We start from the raw sequence: 12876 nt of genomic DNA, 5'->3' as shown, positions 1-12876 counted from the left end.
AATGTGTCAGATAGCCTGTAATTTTAGATGAGGGCATGCGAACCCTATTGAAAACTAGTGAGAAACTTACATTTGCAGCAAAAAACAGCAGGAATAGGGAAATATTTTGCTTTTAATTGCAGTTTTTAAATGGATGTTTTTTATTTTAGTGCTGTAATATAGAACTATCAACGCAGTTCCGACAAAATAGAAATCATTATGATCGCTGAAGAACAACTCTGTAATCTCAAGGATATCAGTTACCAGCCGGCCGGTATATATGAAAATACGCGGTTCGAAAAAATACACAATGTGGTTTATGACGATTCGAATGTAGCTTCGGCCATCGTCGCCGCCGAAATAGCTGATTTGATCAGGAAGAAGAATGACAAGGGGGAAGTCTGCGTATTGGGTCTCGCTACCGGTTCTTCGCCGATCAAGGTTTATGAAGAATTGATCAGACTGCACAAGGAAGAAGGATTGAGCTTTCAAAACGTTGTGACATTCAATCTTGATGAGTATTACCCTATGGGGAAGGCGAACAGTCAGAGTTACTATTATTTCATGCATGAATATCTTTTCGATCATGTGGATATTCCGCCGGAAAATGTAAATATTCCCCGGGGTGACCTGGAGACCGATGAGATTCTGGATTTTTGTATCGGTTATGAAGAAAAGATCAAATCTTACGGCGGACTTGATTTTCAGCTTTTAGGGATCGGGAGAACCGGTCATATAGGTTTTAATGAGCCCGGCTCTCATTATAATTCAAGAACCCGTCTGATCACTCTTGATCATCTGACCCGTTCAGATGCTGCTGCTTCTTTCCTGGGGCTTGAAAATGTGCCTAAAAAAGCCATCACCATGGGAATCAAGACCGTGATGGAGGCGAAAAGGGTCGTATTGCTGGCGTGGGGAAAAAATAAAGCAGAAGTTGTTCGTGAAGCGGTCGAAGGGGAGATCACCTCTCAGGTACCGGCCACCTATCTTCAGGAACATGAGAACACAACTTTCGTTATCGATACGGGGGCAGCATCAGAACTCACCCGTATAAAGACCCCGTGGTTGGTTGGACCCTGTGAATGGACTTCTTCTCTTACGAGAAAAGCCGTGGTTTGGTTATGTGAGCATACTGAAAAGTCGATACTCAGACTTACCGATAAGGATTATAACGATAATGGAATGGAAAGCCTTCTTACCAAAGAAGGGTCTTCCTATGACCTGAATATTAAAATGTTCAATGTTCTGCAACACACCATTACCGGATGGCCCGGCGGAAAACCGGGGGCCGATGATACCAAAAGACCTGAGCGGTCTGAACCGGCCAGAAAACGGGTGATCATATTTAGTCCGCACCCTGATGATGATGTGATCTCCATGGGCGGGACATTCGACCGCCTGGTTGAACAGGGTCATGAGGTGCATGTAGCCTATCAGACGTCAGGAAATATCGCAGTGTCAAATCATGAGGCAATGAAATTCGCTGAAGTGGCGGCCGAACTGAATCCGGAAGATAAACTCTTCAGAGAGGTGATCGAAAGCATTAATCAGAATGAAGAATATGCTCCCGATGCAGAAGTGGTGCGCAGGTTAAAAGGACTGATCAGGCAGAAGGAATCACTGGGAGCTACCCGTTATGTCGGAATTCCCGATTCGAGGGCTCATTTCCTGAAATTACCGTTCTATGAAACCGGTGCCATAAAGAAAAAGCCTCTGGGGGAGGAGGATGTCCAAATCATGATGAACCTCATTGAAGAGGTCAAACCTCACCAGATCTATGCGGCGGGTGACCTTGCAGATCCGCACGGCACACACAAGACCTGTCTGGATGCCTTGTTCCTTGCTTTGGAACGTTTGAAGGAAAAGGCTTATATGGATGACTGTTGGGTATGGCTGTACCGTGGTGCATGGCATGAATGGGATATGCATGAGATCGAAATGGCAGTTCCCATGAGCCCTGACCAGGTGCTGCGTAAAAGAAGAGCGATCTTCTTCCATCAGTCACAGAAAGACGGAGTGATGTTTCAGGGAGATGACAGCAGGGAATTCTGGGTGCGTGCAGAAGAAAGAAACAAAGATACAGCGACCAAATATCACAAGCTGGGGCTGGCCGATTACGCAGCGATCGAGGCATTCAGAAGATACCATTTCAAATAAGATATTATACAACAAAAGGGGGCGGCTGCCCCCTTTTTTTATGCGGAAATATTCTGCCTTATCGCTGACTTAAGACTGCAGCTGAGTTACGATCTTGTCGTTTCCCTGCATCCTGGCATGGTCTGCGGCGGTATATCCTTTATTGTCTTTGATATCTGCATCTGCACCGTATTCCATTAACAAGGCTATGATTTCTGCCCGCCCGAAGGTTGCTGCAAATATCAGAGGTGTAGCCTGATTGCCGTTCTGAGCGTTTGGATTCGCTCCCTTCTCAAGCAATAAACGGGCTATGCCTGTATGTCCTTTAAAACACACTCCCATAAGGGCTGTATTTCCCGAGGCGTCTCTGGCATCTATATCCGGATTGAAGTTCAACAGCATTTCAACTGCCTCCTGATGCCCGTAGTAGGAAGCGAGCAGCAATGGGGTAGAACCTCTGTCGTCTTTCTGATCAACCCATTCAGGGTTTTCGGTAAGGGCCTTTTTGATGTCAGATACGTTGCCTTCTCGTATGGCATTGAAAAAATCTTGTAACGTCATAGTGTATAGTGAGATAGAGAAGCGAAACTACGAAATAAGCGCTCGTTCTGAAACAGTTTGTCAGAATTTTTCAGGAATATAGCAGTAAGCTCCGAAGTCAAACAGTCAGATTTTTAAATAGGGAATGGAATTGTTTAAATACCTGTCTTGTTGACAAGGCCGACGTGAGGAGAATGTAGTATCTTTAAGCTGTAAAGACCGGATTTATGAAGAATATTTTCAGGCAGGGGGCGATATCTCCCGATTTTATTGCCGAAGCTATCGCAAAACATCAGAGCAAGCATGATATAGGAGCCCACAACATTTTTCTGGGGCAGGTCAGGGCAGATGTGGTTGACGGCAAAACCACCGCGGCTATAGAGTATACCGCTTATGAAGAGATGGCCTTAAAAAAGGTACATGAGATCAGGGAAGAGGCTTTCAGGGAGTTTCCACTTACCTGTATGCACATTTATCACAGCCTGGGGAGGGTAGCTGCCGGAGAGATTTGTTTCTTTGTCTTTGTCTCTTCAGAAAGGAGAAAAGAGGTCTATCGGGCGACAGAGCACATAGTGAATCGTATTAAAAGCGAGGTGCCTGTTTTCGGAAAGGAGATCTTTGCCGATGAATCCCACCAGTGGAAGGTGAATAGCTGATCTTATTTCTGCTGAATACCAGCGAATTATAATAAATTAAGGTTAAAAATTAGTTATTGCCGTTTTATCGGCGTTTCTTTGTCATCTCAAAGCATTCATATCTTAAACCGGATTTTTAATTCCAGCGGTTTTATTTCATCCCTATTTCGATTTTTTGCTTCAGGACCACGATGAGTTCCCGTACCCATGCAGGAACGTCATTGTAATGCAGAATATTTATTCAATTTTTAATATATAACAAATGGAAACAGGGAAAGTAAAATTTTTCAACGCAACCAAAGGTTTTGGTTTTATTACCGAGTCTGATTCAGGCAAGGATGTCTTTGTACACGAAAGCGGACTTATTGACGACATTAGAGAAGACGATGAAGTAACCTTTGATACCGAAGAAGGTCGCAAAGGACTCAATGCAGTGAACGTTCGTATCAAATAAGAACAATAACGGTTTGAAAAGGGGCGGTAAGCCCCTTTTTTATATAAATTATACAATATGCTAATTATACCCATTAAACAGGGCGAGTCAATAGACAGGGCCCTTAAGCGCTACAAACGCAAATACAGAAAAACCCAACAGCTCAAGAATATTCGTTCAAACCAATATTTCAGCAAGCCGTCAAAGGAGAGACGTGAAGAGATTGCCAACGCCATCTACCGTGACGAATACAGACGCAGTCAGGAGGAATAAATAATGAAACCTGAACTAAACCTTGCCGTATTGATCGACGGGGATAATATTCCCTCGCGACATGTCAAGGAAATGATGGAGGAGATTGCCAAATACGGGAATCCGACCGTCAGAAGAATTTATGGCGACTGGACTCGTCCCGGGGTAAACAAATGGAAGCAGGTGTTGCTGGAAAACGCGATCACGCCGGTTCAGCAATATGGCTATACGGTAGGAAAGAATGCTACCGACTCAGCGATGATCATCGATGCCATGGATCTTCTCTATACCGGAAAACTCGATGGCTTTTGCCTGGTTTCCAGCGACAGTGATTTTACACGGCTGGCGACACGACTACGGGAAGCCGGAATGATGGTTTTCGGGATCGGTGAAAAGAAAACCCCGAACCCCTTTATCGTAGCCTGTGATAAATTTATCTATCTGGAAATTCTTGCTCTTGAAAACGGCGAGAACGAAGGGCAGGCACAGCCTTCCAAGAAAAGAGCAGGTCCTGACAAACTTACTCCGAAAGTAATAAAGCTCATCAGTTCTACCATAGCTGACCTTGAAGATGATGAAGGTTGGGCCTTTCTTGGTGAAGTAGGGGCATTGCTGCAAAAAAAACAACCGAATTTCGATGCAAGAAATTACGGCTTTCATAAACTTACTCCGCTGATTAAATCGATACCTGGGTTTGAAATTGAATTGAGAAAGAATTCAGTCGGTAACAGGAATTTGATCTACGTACGCAAAAAATCTAAATCCTGATATTTCGATGAGGCAGCTTAAAATTTCTTCCCAGATTACTGACAGAGGTGATATGTCATTAGATAAATACCTCAATGATATCGCTAAATTACAACTGATCACTGCTGAGGCTGAGGTAGAACTTGCCCGGGAGATCAGGGCGGGAAGTCAGATTGCTCTCACCCGACTCGTAGAGGCGAACCTGAGATTCGTAGTGTCTGTAGCTAAGCAATATCAGGGTCAGGGACTCACCCTTTCAGATCTTATCAATGAAGGAAATATGGGGTTGGTGAAAGCTGCCGAACGTTTTGATGAAACCAGGGGCTTTAAGTTTATTTCCTATGCGGTATGGTGGATCAGGCAGGGTATCATGCAGGCCATCGCAGAACAAACGCGCATGGTGCGTATTCCTCTTAACAAATGGAATGCCATCAACAAGATCAGAAAGTCCCGTTCATACCTGGAACAGGAATTTATGAGAAATCCTGAGGCAGAGGAGATATCAGAGGCAAGTGACTTAAGTCTTAACGAAGTTAAAACCTGTATGTCTCTTCAGCGAACGCACCTTTCTTTCGATGCGCCCATCAGTGATGATTCTGATACGGATTATTACGGTTTTCTCCCTGATACCACCTCAGATACCCCTGATAAGGAATTGATGGATGAATCGCTCAAAAACGAGATCGAACAGGTTTTGAGTTTTCTCGGAGAGCGGGAGTCTCTGGTAATTAAACTGGCCTACGGGCTGGGAGGCATGTCGTCAAAAAGTCTCGGAGAGATCGCCGATGAACTCGATCTTACCCGTGAACGCATCCGTCAGATAAAAGATCTGGCTATCAAGAAGCTGCAGCATAGCGATCGAAGTCATTGCCTGCTGAAATATATGGGGTAAATCTTCTGATGGATTTGTTTCGGCTTAGTCCTTTGGTGTTAGCCTTATTACATAACCTTCGTTCGAACGCACGTTGAAAACCGTATCATCTTCAAATATCAGGTATTGCCCTTTTATTCCTTTTAATGTTCCTGTGTATTCAGGAGTTTTATCCAGATTCAGACTTTTTGGTTTTAAGGGGTAACGCAGAACCGGGAACTGTATCTCGGTTTCAAGATTGCTGGCAATAAAATATTCCATGGCCTCTTCAGGTATAAATGCCTTGAGTTTGTCACGGTAAGCAGCGAGGTCTTCATCTTCGATCTCGTTTTTCAACATTTTTCGCCAGTTTGTTTTATCTGACACATGTTCTTTCAGCGCCACTTCTGTGATGCCGGCCAGATATCGGTTGGGTACTTCAACGATTTCAATGGCTTCGTGGGCGCCCTGGTCAATCCATCTGGTGGGAACCTGGGTCTTCCGGGTCACTCCGACTTTGATACTGCTCGAATTGGCAAGATATACGATATGAGGTTGCAATTGCACCTTTTTTTCGTATTCCAGATCCCGGTCTTCTTCATCCAGATGTGCCTTGCTGAGTTCAGGTTTCATCACCCAGTCGGCCGCCTGGGGAACATCAAAAAAACAGCTCTGACAAAAACCCTGCCGGTAGATGGGTTTGTTCAATCCGCAGTTAATACACTGATGCTTAAGAAAGGTGATGCTGATCGAGTGATCCAGTAATTGATTCAGGTTGACAAAGTCGTTGTCTAATACCAGATAGTAGTTTACAGGTGATGTAAACTCTGTGATCATTTTTGTAAGAACACCCTCGTACATGTCTGAACTTTTTTGCTATTTTTAGCCAAAGATAAACAGAATAAATGCCATTCCCTCTATTTAATTCGGTTGCATCATGGTTGCTGAAAAAGCGCTTTCACCAAATGGAACTGTTCATGAAATACCCTCAGGAAGTCCAGCTTGAATTGCTGAATCAATTGGTGATTCTTGCAAAAGATACCGAGGTGGGAAGTGCCTACGGCTTCAGAGATATATCGAAATATGAAATGTTTGCCGAAAGGGTGCCGCTTATGCGTTATGAAGATTTCGAACCGCTTATCGAACGTGCACGGAGGGGAGAGAACAATATTTTCTGGCCTACCCAGATAAAATGGTTCGCCAAGAGCAGTGGTACGACCAATGCCAAGAGTAAGTTCATTCCTGTGAGTCCTGAGGCGCTTGAAGATTGCCATTTTAAGGCAGGGAAAGACATGTTGTCGCTTTATTTCAACAATAATGAAGACTCCAAGCTCTTTACCGGTAAAAGTCTACGCCTGGGTGGAAGTAAAGAGATCTATCAAAGCAATAACACCTTTTTCGGAGATCTTTCAGCCATTATAATAGACAATCTTCCCTTTTGGGCAGAGATGAGCAGTACCCCCAGTAATAAGGTTTCGCTGATGAGCGAGTGGGAAACCAAGCTCGACGCCATCGTGAACGAAACCATAAATGAAGATGTGACCAGCCTTGCAGGGGTTCCCTCATGGATGCTGGTGCTTCTGAACCGCGTTCTGGAAACCACAGGGAAGGATAATCTGTTTGATATCTGGAACAACCTGGAGGTGTATTTCCATGGAGGCGTAAGTTTCAATCCGTACCGGGAGCAGTATGAAAACCTGTTGCCCCGTTCAGACTTCAGGTATTACGAAATATATAACGCTTCTGAAGGTTTCTTTGGGATTCAGGACCGGAACAATTCCGATGAACTTTTACTGATGCTTGATTACGGTATCTTTTACGAGTTCATTCCGATGGATACGTACGGGACTCCGAACGAAAAGGTTATTCCGTTATGGGAGGTTGAGCAAGGAAAGAATTATGCAATGGTGATCACCACCAACGCGGGTCTCTGGAGATACCTTATTGGAGATACCGTTCGGTTCACCTCTACCGATCCGTATCGAATCAAAGTGACCGGCCGCACCAAGCACCACATCAATGTCTTTGGTGAAGAGCTTATTATTGAGAATGCTGAGGAGGCTTTAAAGATCGCTTGTGAGCATACGGGTTCTGAGATCATTGATTATACTGCTGCACCTGTTTTTATGAGTGGAAAGAAAAAGGGATCGCATGAGTGGCTTATTGAATTTCGTAAGGCACCTGAAGATGCAGACCGCTTTATCACTATTCTGGATAATGCCCTGAAGACGCTGAACTCTGACTATGAGGCCAAGCGTTATAACGATATGACCCTTCGCTTGCCAACCCTGCACATCGCCAGGGGAAACCTTTTTTACGACTGGTTGAAAAAGGAGGATAAGCTCGGAGGTCAGCATAAGGTGCCCAGGTTGTCGAACTCAAGGGATTATCTCGAGGAGTTGCTTTCCATGAACCGCAATTGAACAGACAGGTAAAGGATCTTTCGCTGAACTTATTTTATTTTTCATCGATAAGCCGGTAGATCAGCAGGGCTGTTCTTTTGGTCAGGGCTTCAAACGTTTTTAAGTTGATGGTTTCCTCCGGAGTATGAGCACTTCTTCCCATGGCGCCCAGGCCGTCGAGACCATCGACGTAGGAAGCGATAAAGGAGATATCTGCAGCTCCTCTGCGTCCGGGGTCATAGGCGATTACCTGGCCTTGCCCCAGGTCTTCACTTACCCGGTTGAGTTTTTCCAGTAAGGCGTAGTTTCCTTCTGTGGGCGGCATAGCCGGGTAACTGTCTGTGAATTCAATCTCAGCCGAAGTTTGAGGCAGATTCTCTTTGGCGATCTCTTTCATTACAGCCCGTGCACTGTCTTTCTGTTTCTCGGTAATGAACCGTAAGCCGCCATGTACCACAGCTGTTTGTGGTACCACGTTGGTTTTCCCGAATACGGTGCCCTTCGTATGGTTTTCCATATTTACCTGCGTACCTCCGAGTATGGTTCCGGCATTAAATGTAAGCAGCGGTACATCGCTGAGTCTTTCATAGAATTCATGAAGTATGCGGGAGCTTTCAAAAATGGCCCCTGCTCCGGTGTTTTCGCTAAAGATACCCGAAGAGTGGGCTCTTTTACCTGTTACAGTGAGTTTCCAGCCTGAAGACCCTCTTCTGGCGACAGTGGCATATTCAAAGCCGCTTGAAGTTTCAAAACCCAGTGCCACGTCGCTTTTTTCGGCAGCTTCGATAAGGTCTTTTCTGCTGACTGAAAGAGGCTTGCCGGTGCTTTCCTCATCGCCTGTAAAGGCTACCGTTATGTTTGAGTCTTTGAGTAAGCCGTTTTCATAAAGGGCTTTCAGAGCGAAAATGATCATGGCATTACCCCCTTTCATGTCGTTGGCCCCGGGGCCTGCTGCAACCGAATCATTCAACATCGTGAATTGTTGAAACGGACTGTCTTCCTCGAACACTGTATCAAGATGCCCTATCAGTAGTAATTTTTTTCCCTTTTTTCCCGTTTCTTACTGCAAACAGGTGGCCCGCGCGCTGCATTTCTTCTGGCATCGGTATCCACTCCGTATCAAAGCCCATTTCTTCCAGCTCCTTTTTATAAAGTTGCGCCACTTTTTTGACGCCTTCCAGATTCAGGGTTCCGCTGTTTATATTCACCGTTTCCTTTAAGAAGTCCATGGCTTCAGCCTGGTTTTCTGATACGGAGTTTATAATGGCTTTTTCTTTTTTCGAAAGTTGTCCTTGTAAAGACAAGCAGGTTAAAAGACATGCGGATACGACGAGCAGATAATTTTTCATAAATAACAGGTTTCTTTAAAAATAGGAATTTCAAATAATCATACATAAAAAAATCCCGAAGTTGACCTCCGGGATTCTTGTTTGTGTGTGCGTTGTTCTCTTAACCAACAGCCTTCAATTTATTGATCTTGGCCTTGGTGAGTTTTTCTTCTGCATAGTCTTTATCGACCACGAGGTTTTTTTCTTTCGCGCTCGGTAATTCGAACATGGCGTCGGTAAGCACGGCTTCACAAAGTGAGCGAAGACCTCTGGCACCCAAATTGTATTCGATGGCTTTTTCAACAATATAGTCAAGCGCATCGTCGGTGATCTCGAAATCGATATGATCCATTTCAAACAATTTCTCATATTGTTTGATAATGGCGTTTTTCGGTTCTGTAAGGATCGCTCGAAGCGTTTTCGCATCCAGCGGATCCATGTGGGTCAAAACAGGTAATCTTCCGATGATCTCCGGTATAAGGCCGAATTCCTTCAGGTCTTTCGGAATGATGTATTGGAGGAGGTTTTCCTTATTGATATCCTGATCCATCTTTGAAGCGCTATAACCAACGGCCTGCATGTTCAGACGTTTGGAGATGACGCGTTCGATTCCGTCAAAAGCTCCTCCGGCTACGAACAGAATGTTCTCGGTGTTCACTTCGATGAACTTTTGATCCGGGTGCTTTCTTCCTCCTTTGGGTGGCACATTGACGGTGGTTCCCTCCAGAAGTTTCAGCAGCGCCTGCTGTACTCCTTCACCTGAAACATCACGGGTGATGGAAGGGTTATCGCTTTTTCTCGCGATCTTGTCGATCTCATCGATAAAAACGATACCTCTTTCAGCTTTCTCGAGGTTGTAATCGGCCGCCTGCAGCAGGCGGGTGAGTATACTTTCCACATCTTCTCCTACATATCCTGCTTCCGTGAGTACGGTAGCGTCGACGATTGCCAGGGGAACGTTCAGCATCTTGGCGATGGTTTTGGCCATCAGGGTTTTACCGGTACCGGTTTGACCCACCATGATGATGTTGCTTTTTTGTATCTCGATGTCTTCCTTGGAAGTGGGTTGCAGTAATCGCTTATAATGGTTGTAAACTGCTACAGACATGACTTTTTTAGTGATGTCCTGCCCGATAATGAATTGATCAAGAAATGTCTTGATCTCAATGGGTTTTTTGAGAATCAGCTCTGACGACAGTTCGCTTTTTTTAGCCTGATGTGTCTCTTCCAGAACGATTCCATGAGCCTGCTCTATACACCTGTCGCAAATATGCGCATCCAGGCCGGCGATCAGTAAATTGGTCTCCGGCTTTTTCCTTCCACAGAAAGAGCATTCTAATTGTTCTTTTGCCATTAAATTTAATTTATCGGTCTTCCGGGGAAGACCTAAATGTTCTATAGTAAAAAGGTACGATTTCGACTACAGGTTAAACCTTTTTTTTAGTCGTTACGTTCTAAAACTTCGTCAATCATACCATATTCTTTAGCTTCTTTGGCTTTCATCCAATAATCCCGGTCACTGTCATCGGTCACTTTATCTACCGACTGACCGCTATGTTTGGCGATGATCTGGTACAACTCTTCTTTGATCTTAAGGACCTCATTCGCCATGATCTCAATATCACTGGCCTGACCCTGACCTCCTGAAAGCGGCTGGTGAATCATCACCCTGGCATGGGGAAGGGCAGATCGTTTACCTTTTTCTCCGGCACATAAAAGCACTGCTCCCATCGAAGCGGCCATACCTGTACATATGGTGGCAACATCAGGTTTGATATATTGCATGGTGTCATAAATCCCCAGACCGGCATAAACACTACCGCCCGGAGAGTTGATATAGATCTGAATGTCTTTAGACGAATCGGTGCTCTCTAAAAAGAGCAGCTGGGCCTGAACTATATTGGCCACCTGGTCGTTGATGCCGGTTCCGAGAAAGATGATGCGGTCCATCATCAGTCTGGAGAAAACATCCATCGCCACAGCATTCATTTGACGTTCTTCAATGATATTCGGTGTAAGACCCACCGGGGTCATAGCGCTCATAAGGCTTTCCAGACGCAGGCTGCTTATTCCCTGGTCTTTGGTAGCAAACGCTTTGAATTCTTTTGCAAAGTCCATATAAATCTTAATCGGTTTTTAGTATATAAAAAGGCGTTACATATACTCATGTAACGCCTTAAAGATACTTATTTTATTAAGACGTCTTTATCCGTAGACCTCTTTAACGAAGTCTTCGTAAGTAACTTCTTTGGTCTTCAGGTTCGCTTTCTCTTTGAAGAGGTCGATTAGTTTCTGATTCATCAGCTGCTCAGAAAGACGTTTTACTTCTTCCTGGTTTGACATGATACGACCTGCGATGTTTTCCAGCACTTCCTCTTCCGGATTTGTTTGTCCGAATTGTGCCATTTGCATACGCACATACTGCTTGGCATGATCTTTAAGTTCATCGAACTGTACCTGAAGTTCGTTGTCTTTGATGATCTTTCCTTCGATCAGCTGATAACGAAGGCCTTTCTCAGACTTCTCATATTCTTCACTGGCCTGCTCGTCACTCATTTCTTCTTCTCCGGTGGTCTGAATCCACTTTTTCAGGAATGCAGCGGGAAGGTCGAATTTGGTGTTTTCGATCAGTTGTTCGGTTATAACGTTAAGCAATTTCTGGTCAGACTGCTGCTTGAATTGCTTCTCAGCATCTTCCTTGATCTTGGCGCGCATCTCATCTTCTGAGCTTACCTGACCTTCTCCGAAAATCTTGTCGAAGAATTCCTGGTTCAGTTCAGCTGCTTCTCTTTTATTAACCTCTTCGATCTCAAAGTCGATCTCGATATCCAGATCGTGTGCCTCGCTGTGATCGATCTTCAGGTATTGGATCAGATCGTGATCATCTTCAAAAAGATTCTTGGTTTTCAGCGACAGTGTGTCTCCCGGTTTTGATCCGAGGAATTTATCTTTATTACGCTTTCCTTTGATCTTGTCCAGTTCAAGGGTAACGCGATTTTCGATCTCCTTCTCTTCGTTCTTGAAAACTCCGGTGATCTCGCTTTCTTCAGTAACCTCATCCTGGCTGATAAGCTTGCCGTATTGCTTGGCAATGCGATCGATCTGTTCGTCGATCATTTTATCATCAGCGATGATATTATAGTGGGTGATGGGTTTTTTTGTTTCCAGGCTAACCTCAAATTCAGGGGCCAGACCTAATTCGAACTCGAATGAAAACTCTTCGGCATTCCAATCCAGGTCATCCTGAGCTTTTGGAAGCGGATTACCTAAAACATCCAGTTTTTCTTCGGTAAGATATTTGTTCAGTGAATCCTGAAGTAATTTGTTTACTTCGTCAACCAGTACGGCTTTTCCATACTGCTTTTTAACCAGTCCCATAGGAACATGACCTTTACGGAACCCGGGAATATTGGCGTTCTTGCGATAATTTGTCAATATCTCGTCAACGCGGTCGCTGTAGTCTTCCTTAGTAATCGCAACCTTCACGATTGCATTTAAATCATCGATTTGCTCTCTTGTAATATCCATGTTAAACTTTATTATCGCCTTAATTTTGGCTTGCAAAAATACGACT

14 protein-coding genes are annotated in these 12876 nt (G+C 44.5%); 7 read left to right on the top strand and 7 right to left on the bottom strand.

Annotation, left to right across the window (positions count from 1 at the left end):
- Positions 1–198 precede the first annotated feature (198 nt).
- Complete coding sequence (nagB, locus tag K7R10_RS06960) at positions 199–2136, top strand: glucosamine-6-phosphate deaminase (RefSeq protein WP_224483960.1); 1938 nt, start codon at positions 199–201, stop codon at positions 2134–2136.
- A gap of 69 nt (positions 2137–2205) precedes the next feature.
- Here the strand turns inward: nagB and K7R10_RS06955 are convergent, their stop codons facing one another.
- Entirely contained in the window at positions 2206–2676 is a 471-nt protein-coding gene (locus K7R10_RS06955; protein ID WP_224483959.1) for an ankyrin repeat domain-containing protein, read from the bottom strand.
- 206 nt (positions 2677–2882) lie between these two features.
- On the opposite strand from K7R10_RS06955, the gene K7R10_RS06950 reads away from it, so the two are divergent.
- The 5 genes from K7R10_RS06950 to K7R10_RS06930 all read left to right on the top strand — a co-directional run bounded on the left by K7R10_RS06950 (position 2883) and on the right by K7R10_RS06930 (position 5614).
- Positions 2883–3311 carry a molybdenum cofactor biosynthesis protein MoaE gene (locus K7R10_RS06950; protein ID WP_224483958.1) on the top strand — a complete coding sequence of 143 codons (429 nt, stop codon included), beginning with the start codon at positions 2883–2885 and terminating at the stop codon, positions 3309–3311.
- A 241-nt stretch (positions 3312–3552) separates the two neighbouring features.
- On the top strand, positions 3553–3744 hold the full coding sequence (locus tag K7R10_RS06945; RefSeq protein WP_224483957.1) for a cold-shock protein: 192 nt from the start codon (positions 3553–3555) through the stop codon (positions 3742–3744).
- A 57-nt stretch (positions 3745–3801) separates the two neighbouring features.
- Positions 3802–3996 (top strand): 30S ribosomal protein S21, encoded by a 195-nt coding sequence (gene rpsU / locus K7R10_RS06940; RefSeq protein ID WP_224483956.1) that lies wholly within the window; start codon positions 3802–3804, stop codon positions 3994–3996.
- A gap of 3 nt (positions 3997–3999) precedes the next feature.
- A complete protein-coding gene (locus K7R10_RS06935; protein ID WP_224483955.1) occupies positions 4000–4743 on the top strand; it encodes an NYN domain-containing protein in 744 nt (247 codons plus the stop codon).
- A gap of 7 nt (positions 4744–4750) precedes the next feature.
- Positions 4751–5614: a sigma-70 family RNA polymerase sigma factor gene (locus K7R10_RS06930; protein WP_224483954.1), complete on the top strand. Its 864-nt coding sequence runs from the start codon at positions 4751–4753 to the stop codon at positions 5612–5614.
- A 24-nt stretch (positions 5615–5638) separates the two neighbouring features.
- On the opposite strand, the gene K7R10_RS06925 is transcribed toward K7R10_RS06930, so the two are convergent.
- Positions 5639–6433 (bottom strand): DUF2797 domain-containing protein, encoded by a 795-nt coding sequence (locus K7R10_RS06925; protein ID WP_224483953.1) that lies wholly within the window; start codon positions 6431–6433, stop codon positions 5639–5641.
- A 44-nt stretch (positions 6434–6477) separates the two neighbouring features.
- On the opposite strand from K7R10_RS06925, the gene K7R10_RS06920 reads away from it, so the two are divergent.
- Positions 6478–7995 carry a GH3 auxin-responsive promoter family protein gene (locus K7R10_RS06920; protein ID WP_224483952.1) on the top strand — a complete coding sequence of 506 codons (1518 nt, stop codon included), beginning with the start codon at positions 6478–6480 and terminating at the stop codon, positions 7993–7995.
- Positions 7996–8029: 34 nt separating this feature from the next.
- On the opposite strand, the gene K7R10_RS06915 is transcribed toward K7R10_RS06920, so the two are convergent.
- From K7R10_RS06915 to tig, 5 genes are all read right to left on the bottom strand, one after another.
- A complete protein-coding gene (locus tag K7R10_RS06915; protein WP_370631303.1) occupies positions 8030–8947 on the bottom strand; it encodes a M20/M25/M40 family metallo-hydrolase in 918 nt (305 codons plus the stop codon).
- Between the two features lie 40 nt (positions 8948–8987).
- Complete coding sequence (locus K7R10_RS15340) at positions 8988–9323, bottom strand: hypothetical protein (RefSeq protein ID WP_370631302.1); 336 nt, start codon at positions 9321–9323, stop codon at positions 8988–8990.
- 100 nt (positions 9324–9423) lie between these two features.
- Positions 9424–10656 (bottom strand): ATP-dependent Clp protease ATP-binding subunit ClpX, encoded by a 1233-nt coding sequence (gene clpX, locus K7R10_RS06910; protein ID WP_224483951.1) that lies wholly within the window; start codon positions 10654–10656, stop codon positions 9424–9426.
- Between the two features lie 86 nt (positions 10657–10742).
- The gene (gene clpP / locus K7R10_RS06905; protein WP_224483950.1) at positions 10743–11420 is read right to left on the bottom strand and encodes an ATP-dependent Clp endopeptidase proteolytic subunit ClpP; all 678 of its coding nucleotides are present in this window, start codon (positions 11418–11420) and stop codon (positions 10743–10745) included.
- Positions 11421–11507: 87 nt separating this feature from the next.
- Entirely contained in the window at positions 11508–12830 is a 1323-nt protein-coding gene (tig, locus tag K7R10_RS06900; protein WP_224483949.1) for a trigger factor, read from the bottom strand.
- Positions 12831–12876: the final 46 nt, after the last annotated feature.

This window comes from Robertkochia aurantiaca, assembly GCF_020166495.1.
GTDB lineage: Bacteria > Bacteroidota > Bacteroidia > Flavobacteriales > Flavobacteriaceae > Robertkochia > Robertkochia aurantiaca.
This window is presented reverse-complemented; position numbering and strand designations above follow the sequence as displayed.